The following is an 18,711-nucleotide window of genomic DNA, read 5'->3' as shown; positions in this document are numbered from 1 at the left end:
TCGACAGAAAACCCAGTCCCAGGGACCTTGAATCCCGATGGTTTGGAGACCCGCCATGACCGCTCATCGCCCCCGCGCCCTGCGGGCCGGCCTGACCGCCCTCGCCGTCGCCGCGGCGACGGCCTGGTCGCTGCCGGCCGCCGCGCAGGAGACCGTCAACGTCTACTCCTACCGCCAGCCGGAGCTGATCGCCCCGCTGCTCGAGGCCTTCACCGAGGAGACCGGCATCGGGACCGAGGTGCTGTTCCTCGACAAGGGGCTCGAGGACCGCATCGCCGCCGAGGGCGCCAACTCGCCGGCCGACGTCATCCTGTCCGTCGACATCGGCCGCCTGGTCAACGCCAAGGAGCTCGGCATCACCCAGCCGGTGGAGCTCGAGACGATCGACGAGAACATTCCCGAGCGCTACCGCGACCCGGAGGGCCACTGGTTCGGCCTGACCACGCGCGGCCGCGTCATCTACGCCTCGAAGGAGCGGGTCGAGCAGGACTCCATCACCTATGAGGAGCTCGCCGATCCCAAGTGGGAGGGCCGCATCTGCATGCGCAGCGGCCAGCACAACTACAACATCGCGCTGTTCGCCTCGATGATCGCCCATCACGGCGAGGAGGAGGCCGAGGCGTGGATGAAGGGCCTGAAGGCCAATCTCGCGCGCAAGCCCGACGGCAACGACCGCGCCCAGGCGCGCGACATCTATGCCGGCGAGTGCGACCTCGGCATCGGCAACACCTACTATGTCGGCCTGATGATGACCAACGAGAAGGAGCCCGAGCAGCAGGAGTGGGCCGACGCCATCAAGGTGCTGTTCCCCAACGCCGAGGGCCGCGGCACGCACGTCAACATCTCCGGCATGGCGATGGCCAGGCACGCGCCGCATCCCGACGCCGCGCGCGCGCTGATGCGCTTCCTGGCGAGCCCCGAGGCGCAGGAGATCTACGCCGAGCAGGTCTACGAGTACCCGGTCCTGCCGAGCGCGGAGGCCTCCGACATCGTCAAGTCCTTCGGCGACATCGAGCCGGACAGCCTGCCGCTCGCCACGATCGCCGAGCACCGCAAGGCCGCCTCGGAGATGGTCGACCGTGTCGGCCTCGACGACGGGCCGGCGAGCTGATCCTCACCCCGGCATGCCTGCCAGGCCGGACCGGTCCCGCCGGTCCGGCCTTCGCGCGTGCGCAGCCGTCCGCGCGCGGTCGGGAGGTGGCCGATGACCGCTGACCGCCTGCCCGGCACCGCCGCGCACGCGGCCGAGGCCGGCGCGGTGCGCCGGCCGCTGCCGGCCGCGGCGCTGGCGATGGCCGGGCTGATCGCCGCGATCGTCTTCCTGCCGATCGGCACGCTGATCGGGGTCGCGCTGTCGGGCAGCGGCGCCGACTGGCCGCACCTGGTCGAGTACGTGCTGCCGCGCGCCACCGTCACGACGCTGGCGCTGCTCGCCATGGTGGCGTTCGGCTCGGCCGTCATCGGCGTTGCCACGGCCTGGCTCGTCGTCGCCTACGAGTTTCCGCTGCGCCGCACGGTCGCCTGGGCGCTGGTGCTGCCGCTCGCCGTGCCGCCCTATCTGGCGGCCTATGCCTTCGCCGAGTTCTTCCACTTCACCGGCCCGGTGCAGAGCGCGCTGCGCGAGGTCTTCGGCTTCGCCACCTCGCGCGACTACTGGTTCCCCGAGATCCGCTCGACGCCGGGCGCGGCGATCGTCATCACCGCCGTCGCCTATCCCTACGTCTACCTGACCGCGCGTGTCGTCTTCCTCATGCAGGCGCGCAACATCGCCGACGTGGCGCGCACGCTGGGGGCCGGTCCGACGCGCACCTTCTGGCGCGTGCTCCTGCCGGTCGCGCGGCCGGCGGTCGCCGCCGGCGTCGCGCTGGTGCTGATGGAGACGCTCAACGACATCGGCGCGGTGCAGTATCTCGGCGTGCGCACCCTCACGCTGTCGGTCTACTCGACCTGGCTCAACCGCGGCAGCCTGGAGGGCGCGGCGCAGATCGCCGTCGTCATGCTGGTGCTGGTCGTGCTCCTGCTGAGCGCCGAGCAGGCCGCCCGCCGGCGCCAGAAGGTGCACGCCGCGCGCGGCACCCACTGGCGCGTGCACCCGCCGCGCACGCGGCTCGTCGGCTGGCGCGGCGTCGCCGCCACCGTGGCCGCGCTGCTGCCGGTCGCCGCCGGCTTCGGCATCCCGCTCTATGTGTTCGGCCGCTATGCGCTGCGCCGGCTCGACCAGATCGCCGATCCGGTGCTGCTCGAGGCCTTCGTGACGAGCTTCGCCACCGCGGCGGCCGCCGCGGTGCTGGCGGTGCTCGCCGCGCTGATGCTGATCAACGCCATGCGCCTGTCGCGCGGCGCCGGCGTGGCCGCGCTGGTGCGGCTGGCCGCCAGCGGCTATGCGCTGCCCGGCACCATTCTCGGCCTCGGCCTGCTTCTGGCGCTGGCCTGGCTCGACAACACGGTCGACGCCGCCGCGCGCGCCTATCTCGGCGTGTCGACCGGGCTTCTCCTGTCGGGCTCGGCCTTCGCGGTGGTGCTGGCCTGCGCCATCCGCTTCCTGGCGCTGGCCGAGAGCGCGGTGCGGGCAGGGCTGGAAAAGCTGCCGCCGCATCTCGACGAGGCGGCGCGCTGTCTCGGCCGCAGCTCGGCCGGCAGCGCCACGGTGATCCTGCTGCCGCTGCTCGCGCCGGCGATCCTCACGGCGGCGATCCTGGTCTTCGTCGACACCGTCAAGGAGCTGTCGGCGACCATCCTGCTGCGCCCCTTCGGCTTCGACACGCTGGCCACGCTGGTCTACGAGAACGCCTCGCGCGGCGCCGTCGAGGACGGCGCCTTCGCCGCGCTGCTCATCGTCGCCACCGCGATCGTGCCGGTGGCGCTCCTGTCGCGCGGCCTCACCCGCGACGGCAGCACCTGAGAGCATGGTGCAGCCGGGCGTCACCGCCTGGCGTCGCATGCATGCGGTGGGAGAGCATGGTGCAGCCGGGCGTCACCGCCCGGAGTCGCATGCATGCGGTGGGAGAGCATGGTGCAGCCGGGCGTCACCGCCCGGCGTCGCATGCATGCGGCGGGAGAGCATGGTGCAGCCGGGCGTCATCGCCCGGCGTCGCATGCATGCGGTGGGAGAGCATGGTGCAGCGGGGGCGGGGAGGGCCGCCAGGCGCGGCCGGTGGCCGGGTTCAGTCGCGGTGCGGGTGCGCCGGCTCGTCGTCGGCCGGCGGCAGCGGCCGCGTCTCGTCGTCGTAGAGCACGCGCTCGGCCGCGCCGTCGAGATCCTCGTACTGGCCGCTCCTGAGCGCCCACAGGAAGGCGGCGAGCCCGGCCGCGCCGAGCAGCAGGGCGACCGGGATGAGGATCGCCAGATTGGTCATGGCGCCGTCGCCAGCCGCCCGGGGGCGACGCCTTCGGCGCGGCTGTCGGCCGCCGCCGCGCGCTGCGGCGCGCGCGCCGGGCGCAGCCGCATGGCGTTGGCGACGACGATCAGCGACGACAGCGACATGGCGACCGCGGCGATCAGCGGCGTGACGTGGCCGAGCACGGCGATCGGCACGGCGATCACGTTGTAGCCGATCGCCAGCGCGAAGTTCTGCCGGACCAGCCGGCCGGCGCGCCGGGCGATGTCGAGCGCTTGCGGCACGGCGTAGAGGCTTTCGCGCAGGAACACGAAGTCTGCGGCGTTGCGGCCGATGTCGGCGGCCGTCGCCGGCGCCATCGAGACATGCGCGGCGGCGAGCGCCGGCGCGTCGTTGAGCCCGTCGCCGACCATCAGCGCGCGGTGGCCCTGGCGCGCCAGCGAGTCGAGGCGCGAGGCCTTGTCGCCGGGCAGCGCACGCGCGGTGGCCGCGTCGATGGCGAGCGCGGCGCCGGCGCTGCGCACCGCCTCCTCGCGGTCGCCCGAGATCAGCTCGATCGCCAGCCCCTCGGCCTGCAGCGTCTCCACCGCGGTGCGGGCGTCGCGGCGCAGCCGGTCCTCGAAGTCGAAGCGCGCCAGCGCCATGCCGTCGCGGGCGAGAACGGTGCCGTCGCGCGCGGCCGGATCGTCCGGCGCCGCCCATTCCGCGCGGCCCAGGCGGTAGACGATGCCGTCCTGCTCGGCCTCCACGCCGTAGCCCGGCACCTCGCGCACGGACGAGAAGGCGGGCGCCGGCACGCCGGCCGGGGCGGCCGCGGCGAGCGCCTGCGACAGCGGGTGGCGCGAATGGGCGGCGATCGCCGCCGTCAGCGCGCGCACGCGCGGCTTGACCGCGTCGAGACCGACCGGCCGCGGCGCGCCGAGCGTCAGCGTGCCGGTCTTGTCGAACACCACCGTGTCGATCTCGGCGAGCCGCTCCATCGCCGAGCCGTCCTTGACCATGATGCCGCTCTCGAACAGCCGCCTGGCGGCGACCACCTGCACGATCGGCACCGCGAGGCCGAGCGCGCACGGGCAGGTGATGATGAGCACGGCGATGGCGATGGTCAGCGACTGGTGCCAGTCGCCGCCGCTCGCCACCATCCAGCCGGCGAAGGTGAGAAGCGCGGTCAGGTGGACGACGGGCGAATAGAGCGCCGAGGCGCGGTCGGCAATGCGCCGGTAGCGCGCCCGCCCGCCCTCGGCCGCCTCCATCAGCCGCAGCATCTCGGCGAGGAAGGAATCCTTCGCCGCGGCCTCGGCCTCGACCGTCAGCGGCCCGGTCAGGTTCAGCGTGCCGGCGCGCACCGCACCGTCGCGCGCGATCGGCTGCGGCGCGCTCTCGCCGGTCACCAGCGCGCAGTCGAGCTCCGACGATCCCGCCACGACCCGTCCGTCGACGGGGATGCGCTCGCCGGCGGCGATCATCAGCCGCATGCCCGGCTCGATCTCGCCGAGCGGCAGGTAGCTGCGCGTTCCGTCGTCGCCGAGCACCAGCGCGCCGCGCGGCGCCAGCCGCGCCAGGCCGGACACCGCGACGCGCGTGCGCTCGCGCATCACATGGTCGAGCGTGCGGCCGATCAGCAGGAAGAAGAGCAGCGACACGGCGGCGTCGAAATAGGCGTGCTGGCCGTGGTTGATCGTCTCGTAGAGGCTCAGCCCGTAGGCGAGCGACACGCCGAGCGCGATCGGCACGTCCATGTTCATGCGCCCGTGGCGCAGCGCCTGAAAGGCGGAGCGGTAGAAGATGCGCCCGGCGAAGACGAGCGCCGGCACCGCGATCAGCGCCGAGATCCAGTGGAACAGGTCGCGCGTCGCGTCCTGCGCGCCCGACCACACCGACACCGACAGCAGCATGATGTTGCCGGCGGCGAAGCCCGACACGGCGACGGCGCGGATCAATTCGGCCAGCGTCTCGTCGCGCGCCTCGCCGGCGCCGTCGTCGAGATGCGCCTCGTAGCCGAGCGCGTTGATCGCCGGCACGATGGGCGGCGGCGCGTCGCCGCGCCAGCGCACGCTGACGCGCCGGCTCGACAGGTTGACGCGCGCATGCACGACGCCGTCGAGCCTGGCGAGCGCCGATTCGATCGCCTGGATGCAGGCGCCGCAATGGATGCCCGGCACCGACAGGTCGGTCTGCCTGAGGCCGTCGCCGAGGTCGCGGCTGGCGAGCCGCACCTCCTCCGGCGAGGGGCCGGCGGTCAGCGCGGCGGCCCGGTCGAGCGCCGCCTCGGTGCCGGGGGCGCAGCAGCTCATTGCAGGCGCCCCTCGCGGATCACGATGCGCCGCACGTCGCGGTAGGGCCGTTCGAGCCCGGCGTCCGACAGGATCTCGGCGATCCACACGCCGTCGCCGAGCCGCTCGGCGGCCGCGTGCAGCGTGCGGTCCTGGGCGGCGAGCGTGACGGTGCGGTCGTCGTCGACCGAGACCGGCCGCCGGAAGCTGGCGGTGACCGTGCCGAGCGGCAGCGCGCGGCCGTCGCCGTCGACCAGCCGGTAGCGGATCGCCCCGTCGGCGATCTCCAGCCGGCCCTGCCAGCCGAGCGCGGCCTGGGCGCGCCCTTCGGCGGCCTTCGCGTTGAACTTCTGGCTCGCCACGTAGGAGTTCTTGACGATCAGCCCGCTCCAGCTCGTGCTGGCGAACACCGCCATGGTGACGTTGACCGTGATGATGACGCCGAAGAAGGCGAGCATCAGCAGCAGCATGTGGCGGCCGGTGAACTGGCCGGGGTTGGAAGCGCGGTTGGCCATCACATGTCCTCCGGGGCCGAGAAGTTGGCCTGATACGATGCGGTCTCGTCGCCGCCGGCCTCCTCGACGTGGAAGCGGAACGTCTCGCTCTCCTCGTCGACGCGTTCGGCCGGCAGCCGCACGAAGACGCGCAGCGAGCGCAGCCGGTCGGGCTCGAGCGGCACTTCGAAGCTGCGGCCCTCGGCATTGTCGGCGATGCCGTCGACGGTCATCAGGGCGCCCGGCAGACCCTCGATCGACAGCGTCACCGTGCGCGGCTCGGGGATCATGTTGAGCAGCTTAACGGTATAGCCGTTGCGGATCGACCCGTCGGACAGCACGACGAACTGCGGGTTGCGGTCGTGCAGCACGTTGACGTCGAGCCGGTCGCGGGTGAACAGCGCGTAGAGCAGGACCAGGCCGACCAGCGCCCAGGCGCCGAAATAGACATAGGTGCGCGGCCGCAGGATCTTGTTCCAGTGGAAGTGCGCCACCTTGTCGGACAACCGGCCGTCGGGCTTGTGCACGCCGGTCGGGTCGATGGCGTGGCTGCCGCCGCCGGTGGCCAGCGCCATGTTGGCGTTGTAGTCCGACAGCGTGGCGTAGGAGATCAGCCCGCGCTCCTTGCCGGTCTTGTCCATCACCTGGTCGCAGGCGTCGATGCACAGCGCGCAGGTGATGCATTCGAGCTGCTGGCCGTCGCGGATGTCGATGCCCATCGGGCAGACCGCCACGCAGGCGTTGCAGTCGACGCAGTCGCCCACCAGCTGGCCGCTGGCGGCCGCCTTCTTGGCATGGCGCGAGCGTGGCTCGCCGCGCCAGTCGTTGTAGGTGACCGTCAGCGAGTTCTCGTCGAGCATCGCCGCCTGGATGCGCGGCCACGGGCACATGTAGGTGCACACCTGCTCGCGCATGTGGCCGCCGAAGGTGTAGGTCGTCGCCGTCAGGATCGCCACGGTGATGTAGGCGACCGGCAGCGCCTCGCCCCTGAACAGGTCGACGAACAGCGTCGGCGCGTCGGCGAAGTAGAAGATCCAGGCGCCGCCGGTGGCGACCGAGATCAGCAGCCAGATGGTGTGCTTGGAAAGCCGCTTGGCCACCTTGTCGGCGCTCCACGGCGCCTTGTCGAGCTTGATGCGGGCGTTGCGGTCGCCCTCCACCCAGCGTTCCACGACGAGGAACAGGTCGACCCAAACCGTCTGCGGGCAGGTGTAGCCGCACCACGCGCGGCCGACCGTCGAGGTGATGAGGAACAGGCCGATGCCGGCCATCACCAGGAGCCCGGCGACGAAGAAGAACTCCTGCGGCCAGATCTCGATGAAGAAGAAGTAGAAGCGCCGGTTGGCCAGGTCGATCAGCACCGCCTGGTCGGGCGCGTAGGGGCCGCGGTCCCAGCGCAGCCACGGCGTCAGGTAGTAGATGCCGAGCGTGATCGCCATGACGATCCACTTGAAGCGGCGGAACTGGCCGGAGGCGCGCTTGGGAAAGATCTTCTTGCGCGCCACGTAGAGCGGCTGGCGGACCCTGGCGGAGTTGACCGCCTCGGCCTCGATGCGTTCGATGCTGGAGCGCTCGGCCGCTCCGTCCTGGCTGGTCATGGACCCCGTCGTCCTCGCTTCGCCTGCCGCGCGCTCGTCAAGCATGGTGGCGTTCCGTCTTCAAGGCGCGGCCGCGCGGCCGCTCGTCCCTCATCGGTTAGCCCGGCAGCGGCCGCGCGCGCGTTGACATGGGTCAAACCGCGAACGTCGCTGCCGGTCTGCGCCGGTTCGTCGCCCGCAACGAAAGAGGCCCGGGCGCACGGCCCGGGCCTCGTCGGCGCGCTGCTGCCGGTCCTGCGGCTACTGGCCGCCGCCGAGCGAATGGACGTAGACGGCGAGCTGCTTGACCGTGGTCTCGCCGAGCCGCGCCTGCCAGGCCGGCATCACGCCGTGCTGCGGGCTGCGCACCTGGGCGGCGATCGCCTCCTGGCCGGAGCCGTAGAGCCAGATCGCGTCGGCCAGGTTGGGCGCGCCGAGAGCCGGCTCGCCCTGCGCGTTCTCGCCGTGGCAGGCCGCGCAGTTGTCGGCGTAGACCGTGCTGCCGGCCTCGACCAGCGCCGGGTCGGCACCCTCGCCGCTCAGCGAATGGACGTAGGCGGAAACGGCACGGATCTGCTGCGGATCGAGGATGTCGCCGAAGGCCGGCATCTCGCCGAAGCGCGTCTCGTCGTCGCCGTCGAAGCGCACGCCGTGCGCGATCGTCTGGTGGATCGCCTCGATGTCGCCGCCCCACAGCCACTCGTCGTCGTTGAGGTTGGGATAGCCGGCCGAGCCGGCGGCGCCCGAGCCGTGGCACTGCGAGCAGTTGACCTTGTAGGCGGCCGCGCCGGCGGAGATGGCGAAGCGGCGCAGCTCCTCGTCGGCCAAGATGTCGGCGAGCGGCTTCTCGCTGATGGCGGTGACCAGGTCGGCCCGCGCCGCGGCGGCCGCCTCCATCGTCTGGCTGAGCTCGGCGCGGCTCGAGTAGCCGAGCACGCCGCCGGTCGCCCGCTCGATCAGCGGCCAGGCGGGGTAGGCGATGGTGTAGGCCAGCGCCCAGGCGATGGTGGCGTAGAAGGTCCACACCCACCAGCGCGGCAGCGGGTTGTTGAGCTCCTTGATGCCGTCCCACTCGTGGCCGGTGGTCTCGACGCCCGTCACGTCGTCGATGTTCTTCTCGCTCATGGTCTCACTCGTCCTTGAGAGGAATGCGGGCAGCCTCGTCGGCCTGCTTCTTGCTGCCGGGCCGGAAGGCGAACAGCACCACGCCGACGAAGAAGACGAACATCGCCAGCAGCGCCCAGCTGTCTGCGAATTCGCGCATCGTGTTGTAGTCCATCACCGAATCTCCTCAGCGATAGCCGGCGGCTTCGTCATAGGTCGAGAAGTCGACCAGCGTGCCGAGCATCTGCAGATAGGCGATCAGCGCGTCCATTTCGGTCAGCGCCTGCGGATTGCCGTCGAAGTCGCCGACCTTGGCCTTCGGGTAGCGCGCCAGCAGCGCGTCCCAGTCGCCGTTCGGATCGGCCTGCGCGGTGAGGTCGGCCTCCGCGTTGGCGACCATCTCCTCGGTGTAGGGCACGCCGACGCGCTGGTTGGCGATCAGGTGGGTGGAGAAGTCCTCCACCCGGATCGGCGTGTCCTTGAGGAAGGCGTAGCTCGGCATGATCGATTCGGGCACCACCGAGCGCGGCTCGATCAGGTGCTGCACGTGCCACTCGTTCGAGTAGCGGTCGCCGACGCGGGCGAGGTCGGGCCCCGTCCGCTTCGAGCCCCACTGGAAGGGGTGGTCGTACATCGACTCGGCCGCCAGGCTGTAGTGGCCGTAGCGCTCCACCTCGTCGCGGAAGGGGCGGATCATCTGCGAGTGGCAGGTGTAGCAGCCCTCGCGGATGTAGACGTCCCGGCCGGCGAGCTCGAGCGGCGAGTAGGGCCGCATGCCGTCCACCTTCTCGATCGTGTTCTCGAGGTAGAACAGCGGTGCGATCTCGACGATGCCGCCCACGGTGACCACCGCGAAGGAGGCGACCAGGAGCAGGGTCGCGTTGCGCTCCAGGACCGCGTGTTTGTCCATCAAGGCCATTGGTGTCGCTCCTTATTCAGCGGGCTGCAGGCCGGATTGCGAAGAGGGTTTGGCGCCGCCGATGGGCTCTTCCTGGCGCTGGTGGCCGAGGATCGTCATGGCGACGTTCCAGACCATGACCAGGGCACCGATCAGGTAGAGCAGGCCGCCGATCGCACGCACCACGTAGTAGGGGAACATGGCCTGCACGGTCTCGGCGAAGGAGTAGACCAGGAAGCCCTGATCGTCGTACTCGCGCCACATCAGGCCCTGCTGGATGCCCGACACCCACATCACCGCGGCGTAGACGACGATGCCGAGCGTGGCGAGCCAGAAGTGCCAGGTGACGAGCCGCAGCGAGTAGAGCCGCTCGCGATGCCACAGCTTGGGCACGAGGTAGTAGACGGCGCCGAAGGAGATCATGCCGACCCAGCCGAGCGCGCCGGAATGGACATGGCCGATCGTCCAGTCGGTGTAGTGCGACAGCGAGTTGACCGCCTTGATCGACATCATCGGCCCCTCGAAGGTCGACATGCCGTAGAAGGCGATGGCCAGCACCATCATGCGGATGATCGGGTCGGTGCGCAGCTTGTCCCAGGCGCCCGACAGTGTCATCAGGCCGTTGATCATGCCGCCCCAGGAGGGCATCCACAGCATGATGGAGAACACCATGCCGAGCGTCTGCGCCCAGTCCGGCAGGGCGGTGTAGTGCAGGTGGTGCGGACCGGCCCAGATGTAGAGGAAGATCAGCGCCCAGAAGTGCACGATCGACAGCCGGTAGGAGTAGATCGGCCGTTCCGCCTGCTTCGGCACGAAGTAGTACATCATGCCGAGGAAGCCGGCCGTCAGGAAGAAGCCGACCGCGTTGTGGCCGTACCACCACTGCGTCAGCGCGTCCTGCACGCCGGAGAAGGCCGAATAGCTCTTGAAGCCGAGGAAGGAGACCGGCACCGCCAGGTTGTTGACCACGTGCAGCATCGCGATGGTCACGATGAAGGACAGGTAGAACCAGTTGGCGACGTAGATGTGCGGTTCCTTGCGCTTGAAGATCGTGCCGAGGAAGACGACCAGATAGGCCACCCACACCAGCGTCAGCCACAGGTCGACATACCACTCCGGCTCGGCGTATTCGCGGCTCTGGGTGATGCCCAGCAGGTAGCCGGTCGCCGCCATCACGATGAAGAGCTGGTAGCCCCAGAACACGAACCAGGCGAGATCGCCGCCGAACAGCCGCGCCCGCGAGGTGCGCTGCACCACGTAGAAGGAGGTGGCGATCAGCGCGTTGCCGCCGAAGGCGAAGATCACCGCCGAGGTGTGCAGCGGCCGCATGCGGCCGAAGTTGAACCACGGCTCGATGTTGAGGTCCGGAAAGGCGAGCTGCAGCGCGATGATGACGCCGACAAGGAAGCCGGCGATGCCCCAGAACAGCGTCGCGATCGCGCCGTAGCGGATCGGGCCGTCCATGTAGGCGGCCTCGCTCTGCACCGGTTCGGCCGCCGCCGCGCCCCAGCGCGTCTGCCGCAGCAGGAGCACCGTGCCGCCGAGCAGCACGAAGAAGAGCACCCACATATGGGCCTGGAAGAGGGCGTCGCGCGCGAACGCCGCGCCCAGCAAGGCTAGGAACGTGGCGAAGCCGACCCCGACGAGTTCGGTGCGGTATTTCATTGTCTGACCCCCGACGGCGGATGTGCATGGGCGGCCCGCGCGGGGTCGCCCGTCCATGCGCCACCTTTTTCGGAAGGGGGTTCGGCTCGCCTTGATCTGCGTCAAAGCCCGCGGGGCCCCGCAGACGCGATAGAATGGCCGCGCGCCCGGCCGTTCCGGCGGTCGGACCGTAAAGGCAAGCCCGCGCCGGAGGACCCCGCCATGGCCGCCACATCGAAGCCCTGCGAGGCACCGGTCGCCGAGATCGCGCCGCGCCTGGCGACCGCCGTCCCGCGCTACACGAGCTACCCGACCGCGCCGCACTTCCACGCCGGCATCACCGCCGAGCGGGTCGCCGGCTGGCTGTCCGGGCTGGCGGCGGGCGAGGCGGTGTCGCTCTACATCCACATTCCCTATTGCGACAAGCTGTGCTGGTTCTGCGCCTGCCACACCAAGCACACGCGGCGCTACGAGCCGGTGACGGAGTATCTCGCCGCGCTCGACGGCGAGATCGCCGCGGTCTCCCGGCTGGTCGGCGAGCGCGTGCGGGTGCGCGCGCTGCATCTGGGCGGCGGCTCGCCGACCATGCTGGCGCCCGACGACCTGCGGGCGCTCGGCGCCCGGCTGCGCGGCGCCTTCGCCTTCGCGCCCGACGCCGAGGTCAGCATCGAGATCGACCCCAACGACATGGACGAGGGGCGGCTCGACGCGATGGCCGATTTCGGCATGACGCGGGCGAGCCTCGGCGTGCAGGACTTCGATCCGCGCGTGCAGGACGCCATCAACCGGCACCAGAGCTTCGCGCTCACCCGCTCGGTGGTCGAGGGCCTGCGGGCGCGCGGCGTCGGCTCGGTCAATCTCGACCTGCTCTACGGCCTGCCGCACCAGACCGAGGAGAGCCTGGCGGCGACCATCGACAGTGCGCTGTCGCTGGCGCCCGACCGCATCGCGCTGTTCGGCTACGCGCATGTGCCGTGGTTCAAGAAGCATCAGACGATGATTCCCGAGGCGGCGCTGCCCGGCACCGAGGCACGCTACGCCCAGGCGCTGCTCGCCGCCCGCCGCATCGAGGCGGCCGGCTACGCGCCGATCGGCATGGACCATTTCGCGCTGCCCGGCGATCGGCTCGCCGTCGCCGCGCGCGAGGGCCGCCTGGCGCGCAACTTCCAGGGCTACACGGACGATCCCTGCGCCACCCTGATCGGGCTCGGCCCGTCCTCGATCAGCCGCTTCGCCGAGGGCTACGCGCAGAACGTCGCCGACATCGGCAACTACCAGCGCGCGGTCGCCGGCCGCGGGCTGGCGACGGCGCGCGGCATCGCCTTCTCCGAGGAGGACCGCGCCCGCGGCTGGGTGATCGAGCGGCTGATGTGCGACTTCGCCTTCTCCGCCGCCGAGGCCGCCCGCCGCTTCGGCGCCACCGGCCGCGCCCTCGTGGCGGAGGCCGAGCGCCACCTGCGCGACGACGGCCTGCTCGTCCGCCACGGCGACCGCTTCGTCGTCACGGCCGCCGGCCGGCCGCTGGTGCGCACGGTCGCCGCACGCTTCGACGGCTACCTGGCGGCCGGCACCGCGCGCCACTCGCTCGCCGTGTGAGGCGCGGCCGGTGCCGCGCCGGCCGGCTCAGAAGTGCTCGCCGGCGTGGAAGGGACCGATGCGCGTGCCCGCCGCCACCAGGTAGGCCGTCGACCAGCCGATCAGCAGGAAGCCGTTGATGCCTTCGAGCCCCGCCAGAAGCCGCCATTCGGCGACCGGCACCACGTCGCCGTAGCCGACGGTGGAGAAGGTGACGGTCGACAGGTAGAGCGCCGTCGAGAAGTCCGGCGCGGCGCCGACGATCGCGTAGCACAGCGCCCAGAGCCAGATTTCCACCGACATCACCGCGAACACGCCGAGCACGACCGTCGACATCGCCAGGATGCGGCTGCGCCGGCCGTGCATGCGGAAGCGCGCCACGAGCCTGCCGGTCGCCTGGGTGACGGCGATCAGGCCGAGCGTGTGGATGACCACGGTCAGGATGATGACCATGCTGCCGATCGAGAGGTTTGCCAGCATCGGCGGACCTTGATGGTTGCGTTGTTCCCCTTGGCGGCCGCACGCAGCCGCGCAGCCCGCTCATAGCACGGAACGCCGGGCGCGCGCTGCGTCGCGCCGCGGCCGCGGGCGCGGCGATTGACAGGCGTGGCTTTCGGCCGCATTGATCGCCGCGTCGTCAGGCTTTCTTAGGGGAGCGATGCGGGGTCATGCCGTCGGCGGCGATACCGCAACACGGAACGGGAATTTGGCTAGCGCGCTCGACACAAGCACCGGCGATGCGCTGCGCGGCCTGGCGGTGGCGGTCGCCGGCCTGGCGCTCGGCTTCCTGGCGCAGGCGGTGCTCGCCGAGGCGGCGGGCGCGCCGCTGCTGGTCCTGCTGGCGCCGGCCGCCGTGCTCGGCGCGGCGCTCGTCGGCGGGGCCTTTGCCGCGCTCGTCGGCCTGCTGCTCGCCATCGGCGTCTTCCTGCTCGCCGCGGCCGCCGGCATAGAGCCGGCGCCGGGGCTCGCCGCGGCCGCCCTGTCGCTCGTCGCCGCCGCGCTGCTCGCGCATCTCGGCGTGCGCCACCGCGTCCTGTCGCGCCGCGCCCGCGCCGCCCAGGAGCGGCTCGACACGCGCGACGCGCATCTGCGCTCGATCCTCGACACCGTGCCCGACGCCACCGTGGTGATCGACAGCACCGCGACCATCATCTCCTTCAACCGCGCCGCGGTGCGCCAGTTCGGCTATTCCGAGGCCGAGGCGGTCGGCCGCAACGTGCACATCCTGATGCCCGAGCCCTACCGGCAGGAGCACGACGGCTACATCGAGCGCTATCTGACGACCGGTGAGCGCCGCATCATCGGCATCGACCGGGTGGTGGTCGGCCGGCGCCGCGACGGCTCGACTTTCCCCATGAAGCTCGCCGTCGGCGAGATGCGCACCGGCGAGGACGTCTTCTTCACCGGCTTCATCCGCGACCTGACCGAGCGCGCCGAATCGGAGGAGCGCCTCGAGGAGGTGCAGAGCGAGCTGGCCCGTCTGGCGCGCCTCAACGAGCTCGGCGAGATGGCCTCGACGCTGGCGCACGAGCTCAACCAGCCGCTGGCCGCCGTCGCCAACTACGTGCAGGGCTGCTCGCGGCTGCTCAAGAACATGGACGACGCGCTTTCCGAGCGCATGCGCGAGGCGCTCGACGAGGCCGGCCGGCAGTCGCTGCGCGCCGGCGAGATCATCCGCCACCTGCGCGAGTTCGTCACCCGCGGCGAGACCGAGAAGCAGCCGCAGAGCATGCGCAAGCTGGTCGAGGAATCGGGCGCGCTGGCGCTGGTCGGCTCGCGCGAGCTCGGCGTGCACACGGTGTTCGACTTCGCGCCCGGCGAGGATGCGGTGATGGTGGTGCCGGTGCAGATCCAGCAGGTGCTCATCAACCTGATGCGCAACGCCGTCGACGCCATGCGCGACACGGACCGGCGCGAGCTGGTCGTGCGCACCGGCGAGGGCGAGAACGGCGACATCTTCGTCGAGGTGGCGGATTCCGGCCCCGGCGTCCCCGACGAGGTCGCCCAGCGCCTGTTCAAGCCGTTCGTCACCACCAAGCCGGGCGGCATGGGCGTCGGCCTGTCGATTTCCAAACGCATCGTCGAGGCGCATGGCGGCAGCCTGACGATGCAGCGCAACGACATGGGTGGGGCGACCTTCCGCTTCGCGCTGCCCGGCATCGCCAGGCAGGAGCTGCAGCATGAGCGCTGACGTGGTCGTTCACATCGTCGACGACGAGGAGCCGGTTCGCAAGTCGCTCGCCTTCCTGCTGTCGATGACCGGCTATGCCGCGCGCGCGCACGAATCGGCCACCGCCTTCCTGAAGGTCGCGCCGCAGCTGGAGCGCGCCTGCCTCGTCACCGACCTGCGCATGCCCGACATGAGCGGCGTCGAGCTGCTGCACCGCCTGCGCGAGGCCGGCGCGATGCTGCCCACCATCGTGATCACCGGCCATGGCGACGTGCCGATGGCGGTCGAGGCGATGAAGGCGGGCGCGCTCGACTTCATCGAGAAGCCGTTCGAGGACGAGGTGCTGCTCGAGGCGGTGCGGCACGCCGCCGAGGAGCTCGACCGGCGCAATGTCGGCATCGGCGACGTCGAGGCGATCCGCGGCCGCATCGGCCAGCTCACCGAGCGCGAGCGCCAGGTGATGGACGGCATCGTCGCCGGCCTGCCCAACAAGACGATCGCCTTCGATCTCGACATCAGCCCGCGCACCGTCGAGGTGCACCGCGCCAGCGTGATGGCCAAGATGGGCGCGCGCAACCTGCCCGATCTGGTGCGCATGGTTCTGGCCGACGGCACCCGTCAGCGCTGAGGGCGCCGAACGCGCGCGTCTTGATCCATCGCAAAGGCGACGCGCGCCGGACAGGCTAGAAGCGACTCCTAACTGCGGGCGGCGCGCATGCCGGCCCGGTTCAGAGGGTTGCTTTTGACCTTGCCTGCGCACTCGATCAGCCTGCCCGACACGACGGTCGTGGTTGTCGCGCCGGACGAGGCCTTTCGCCGCTCGCTCGGCTTCGTGCTCGAGGCGGAGGGCTACCGCATCCGGCTCTTCGACCACCTGCCGGCCGCCGGCGTGTGGGTCGACGGCGCGTGCTGCGCGGTGGTCGACGAGAAGGCGCTCGAGGTCGACGGCGTGCCGCTCGCCCGGCTGACCGAGGGCGGTCGGCCGGTGGTGCTTCTGGTCGACCGGATCAAGAACGGACCGGCCGCCGCCGGCCTGTCGCTGGTCGAGAAGCCGCTGCTCGGCCGCACGCTGGTCGACGCGGTGAGCGCCAGCCTGCCCGGCCATGCCGGACGCCCCCGCACTACGTAGAATCCCGTAGGGACAAACCGGATTTCGGCCGCGCGCGCCGTGCGGCATCACTGTCTCCGAGACGACCGCAACCTTTGAGACGCCGCAATGCTCGCGCAACAGGCCCACGACCTGCCGCTCGCCCGCCGCCCGCTCGCGGAGGCGCGCCCCCAGGCCAAGCCCGTCGGGCTCGGCCCGCATCAGGTGCTCTTCCACGACGCGCGCAGCGAGATCTACGCCCAGGGCGAGACGGCCACCGCGCTCTACCAGGTCGAGTTCGGCGCCGTGCGCGTCTACCGGCTGCTGGCCGACGGCCGTCGCCAGATCACCGCCTTCCATGTCGCCGGCGAGGTTTTCGGCTTCGAGGCCGAGGGCCAGCACCGCTTCTTCGCCGAGGCCGTGTCGAACTGCGCCATCCGCGCCTACCGGCTGCCCATCGAGCCGCGCGCGGCGGCCGAGATCCTGCCGGTCGCGCTCGAATCGCTGGTGCGCGCCCAGCAGCATCTCGTCGTCATCGGCCGGCAGAGCGCCGACGAGCGGGTCGCCACCTTCCTGCTCGACATGATGGCGCGCCAGGGCGGCCGCGCGCAGGTCGAGCTCGCCATGTCGCGCACCGACATCGGCGACTATCTCGGCCTGACCATCGAGACGGTGTCGCGCATCCTGTCGCGCTTCAAGCAGCGCGGCATCATCCGCCTGCCCAACGCACGCACGGTGGAGATCCTGCGCGAGCCGGCGCTGCGCGCCCTCTGCGACTGACGCGTTCTTCGTCCTCCCTTCACCTGGGGGCGCGGGCCGCACGGCCCGGGCCCCTCTTTTTTTGCCTGCCGTGGGCGGCCGCCGCTCGCCGCGCGGGGTTCAGAGCCGCGGAACAAAGCGCCGCCTGCGGGCTTCAGGCTCGAGCCGGCGGAAGATGGCCGCGCGGCGGCGCGTTTCGTCGGGCGATTGTGCGGCGGCCGCTTCCGGCGCATCCTTGCCGTCGGCGGCGCCGGGCGCTGGCGCCCGCGTTCGACCGATGGTGAAGCCGAGACCGATGCCGCAGTCCCTCGTCGATCAGCTCGCAAGGCGCTACGGCATCGTCGCCCGCTACACCGGCTTCGACGGCGAGCCGGTGCATGTCCCGCGCGACAGCCGGCGCCGGCTGCTCGCCGGCCTCGGGCTCGACGTCGACGACGAGGCGGCGCTCGCCGCCGCGCTCGCGGCGGCGCCGGCCGCCGCGCCGCGGCTCGGCCGGTCGGCCGCGCCGCCGTGCCACGTCCCCGACGACCTCGCCGCCCACCCGGCCTGGGGCATCACGCTGCAGCTCTACGAGCTGCGCTCGGCGCGCAACTGGGGCATTGGCGATTTCGAGGATCTCGCCGTGCTCGGCGAACTGGCGGCGCGCGCCGGCGCCGACTTTATCGGCCTGACGCCGCTGCATGCGCCGTTCCTGGCCGCGCCGGAGCGCTGCAGCCCGTTCTCGCCGTCCAACCGCCGCTTCCTCAACCCGCTCTACATCGCGATCGACCGCGTGCCCGGCTACACCGGCGATCTCGCCGCGGCGCTGCCGCTCGAGCGCCTGCGCGCGGCCGAACTGGTCGACTACGCCGCGGTCGCGGCGGTCAAGCGGCCCGTCCTCGCCGCGCTGTGGCGGCGCTGGCGCGACGATCTCGCCGCCGCGCGGCCGGAGCTGGCGAGCGCCTTCGCCCGGTTCCGCGAGGAGGGCGGCCGCGCGCTCGAGCGGCACGCGCTGTTCGAGGCGATCTCCGCGCGCATGGCCGAGACGGGCGCGGGGGCGGGCTGGCATGGCTGGCCCGAGCGCCTGCACGACCCCGACGGCGCGGCGGCGGCCGCCTTCGCGCGCGAGCATGCCGATGCGGTGTCGTTTCACGCCTGGCTGCAGTGGCTGGCCGACAGCCAGCTCGCCCGCGCCGCCGACCGGCTCGCCGCCGCCGGCATGCGCGTCGGGCTGTATCTCGATCTCGCCGTCGGCGAGGCGCCGGACGGTTCGGCGGTCTGGGGCGCCCGCCACCAGCACCTGACCGGCGCGACGGTCGGCGCTCCGCCCGACTATTTCACCAGCGGTGGCCAGGACTGGGGCGTCGCCGGCCTGTCGCCGCTCGCGCTCGTCGAGGACGACGGCGCGGCCTGGGCGGAGCTGGTGGCCCGCGCGGCGCGCCATGCCGGCGCGCTGCGCATCGACCACGTGATGGCGCTGTGGCAGCTCTTCTTCATCCCGGCCGGCGCCCGGCCGGCCGACGGCGCCTATGTGCGCTTTCCGATCGCCCGCATCCTCGAGCGGCTGGCCGCGCAGTCGCACGCCGCGCGGGTGACGCTGATCGGCGAGGACCTCGGCCTGGTGCCGGCCGGCTTTCGCGGGGTGATGCGCGAGGCGGGCATCCTGTCCTACCGCGTGTTCTATTTCGAGAAGGCGGCCGGCGCCGGCTTCCGCGCCGCGCGCGCCTATCCGCGCCAGGCGCTCGCCTGCCTGTCGACGCACGACCTGCCGACGCTTCGCGGCTGGTGGCGCGGCTCCGACGTCGCGCTGCGC

17 protein-coding genes are annotated in these 18,711 nt (G+C 71.7%); 8 read left to right on the top strand and 9 right to left on the bottom strand.

Going from position 1 to position 18,711, the window contains the following annotated elements:
• The first annotated feature begins 55 nt into the window (after positions 1-55).
• Both N1F89_RS15285 and N1F89_RS15280 read left to right on the top strand, forming a co-directional pair.
• Complete coding sequence (locus N1F89_RS15285) at positions 56-1,111, top strand: Fe(3+) ABC transporter substrate-binding protein (RefSeq protein ID WP_290085067.1); 1,056 nt, start codon at positions 56-58, stop codon at positions 1,109-1,111.
• A gap of 93 nt (positions 1,112-1,204) precedes the next feature.
• Positions 1,205-2,902 (top strand): iron ABC transporter permease, encoded by a 1,698-nt coding sequence (locus tag N1F89_RS15280; RefSeq protein WP_290085066.1) that lies wholly within the window; start codon positions 1,205-1,207, stop codon positions 2,900-2,902.
• Between the two features lie 262 nt (positions 2,903-3,164).
• Here N1F89_RS15280 and ccoS read toward each other — a convergent pair whose 3' ends face one another.
• From ccoS to ccoN, 8 genes are all read right to left on the bottom strand, one after another.
• The gene (ccoS, locus tag N1F89_RS15275) at positions 3,165-3,356 is read right to left on the bottom strand and encodes a cbb3-type cytochrome oxidase assembly protein CcoS (RefSeq protein ID WP_290085065.1); all 192 of its coding nucleotides are present in this window, start codon (positions 3,354-3,356) and stop codon (positions 3,165-3,167) included.
• Positions 3,353-5,632, bottom strand: a complete 2,280-nt coding sequence (locus tag N1F89_RS15270) for a cation-translocating P-type ATPase (RefSeq protein ID WP_290085064.1) — start codon at positions 5,630-5,632, stop codon at positions 3,353-3,355. Before N1F89_RS15270 ends, ccoS begins: the two co-directional genes overlap by 4 nt.
• Positions 5,629-6,126 carry a FixH family protein gene (locus tag N1F89_RS15265; RefSeq protein WP_290085063.1) on the bottom strand — a complete coding sequence of 166 codons (498 nt, stop codon included), beginning with the start codon at positions 6,124-6,126 and terminating at the stop codon, positions 5,629-5,631. The genes N1F89_RS15270 and N1F89_RS15265 overlap by 4 nt, the downstream gene beginning before the upstream one ends.
• Positions 6,126-7,703, bottom strand: coding sequence for a cytochrome c oxidase accessory protein CcoG (gene ccoG, locus N1F89_RS15260; RefSeq protein ID WP_290085062.1), 1,578 nt, complete (start codon positions 7,701-7,703; stop codon positions 6,126-6,128). The genes N1F89_RS15265 and ccoG overlap by 1 nt, the downstream gene beginning before the upstream one ends.
• A 240-nt stretch (positions 7,704-7,943) precedes the next feature.
• The gene (gene ccoP, locus N1F89_RS15255) at positions 7,944-8,807 is read right to left on the bottom strand and encodes a cytochrome-c oxidase, cbb3-type subunit III (RefSeq protein ID WP_290085061.1); all 864 of its coding nucleotides are present in this window, start codon (positions 8,805-8,807) and stop codon (positions 7,944-7,946) included.
• Between the two features lie 4 nt (positions 8,808-8,811).
• Positions 8,812-8,961 (bottom strand): cbb3-type cytochrome c oxidase subunit 3, encoded by a 150-nt coding sequence (locus N1F89_RS15250; protein WP_290085060.1) that lies wholly within the window; start codon positions 8,959-8,961, stop codon positions 8,812-8,814.
• Between the two features lie 12 nt (positions 8,962-8,973).
• Entirely contained in the window at positions 8,974-9,705 is a 732-nt protein-coding gene (gene ccoO / locus N1F89_RS15245) for a cytochrome-c oxidase, cbb3-type subunit II (protein WP_290085059.1), read from the bottom strand.
• A 12-nt stretch (positions 9,706-9,717) separates the two neighbouring features.
• The gene (gene ccoN, locus N1F89_RS15240; RefSeq protein ID WP_290085058.1) at positions 9,718-11,349 is read right to left on the bottom strand and encodes a cytochrome-c oxidase, cbb3-type subunit I; all 1,632 of its coding nucleotides are present in this window, start codon (positions 11,347-11,349) and stop codon (positions 9,718-9,720) included.
• 201 nt (positions 11,350-11,550) lie between these two features.
• On the opposite strand from ccoN, the gene hemN reads away from it, so the two are divergent.
• Positions 11,551-12,924 (top strand): oxygen-independent coproporphyrinogen III oxidase, encoded by a 1,374-nt coding sequence (gene hemN, locus N1F89_RS15235; protein WP_290085057.1) that lies wholly within the window; start codon positions 11,551-11,553, stop codon positions 12,922-12,924.
• 27 nt (positions 12,925-12,951) lie between these two features.
• Here hemN and N1F89_RS15230 read toward each other — a convergent pair whose 3' ends face one another.
• Complete coding sequence (locus N1F89_RS15230; RefSeq protein WP_290085056.1) at positions 12,952-13,383, bottom strand: ion channel; 432 nt, start codon at positions 13,381-13,383, stop codon at positions 12,952-12,954.
• A gap of 319 nt (positions 13,384-13,702) precedes the next feature.
• Between N1F89_RS15230 and N1F89_RS15225 the strand changes: the two genes are divergently transcribed.
• The 5 genes from N1F89_RS15225 to malQ form a co-directional block, all read left to right on the top strand.
• Complete coding sequence (locus N1F89_RS15225) at positions 13,703-15,094, top strand: PAS domain S-box protein (RefSeq protein WP_290085077.1); 1,392 nt, start codon at positions 13,703-13,705, stop codon at positions 15,092-15,094.
• The gene (fixJ, locus tag N1F89_RS15220) at positions 15,084-15,701 is read left to right on the top strand and encodes a response regulator FixJ (RefSeq protein WP_290085055.1); all 618 of its coding nucleotides are present in this window, start codon (positions 15,084-15,086) and stop codon (positions 15,699-15,701) included. The genes N1F89_RS15225 and fixJ overlap by 11 nt, the downstream gene beginning before the upstream one ends.
• A 114-nt stretch (positions 15,702-15,815) precedes the next feature.
• A complete protein-coding gene (locus tag N1F89_RS15215; RefSeq protein WP_290085054.1) occupies positions 15,816-16,202 on the top strand; it encodes a DNA-binding response regulator in 387 nt (128 codons plus the stop codon).
• 87 nt (positions 16,203-16,289) lie between these two features.
• A complete protein-coding gene (locus N1F89_RS15210) occupies positions 16,290-16,940 on the top strand; it encodes a helix-turn-helix domain-containing protein (RefSeq protein WP_290085053.1) in 651 nt (216 codons plus the stop codon).
• A gap of 274 nt (positions 16,941-17,214) precedes the next feature.
• Positions 17,215-18,711: 4-alpha-glucanotransferase (gene malQ, locus N1F89_RS15205; RefSeq protein WP_290085052.1), on the top strand; the 1,497-nt coding region annotated here is incomplete at its 3' end.

It is taken from the genome of Aquibium sp. A9E412 (genome assembly GCF_030398335.1).
GTDB lineage: Bacteria > Pseudomonadota > Alphaproteobacteria > Rhizobiales > Rhizobiaceae > A9E412.
Note: the sequence above shows the minus strand (reverse complement) of the source record. Positions and strands in the feature narration are given on the sequence as shown.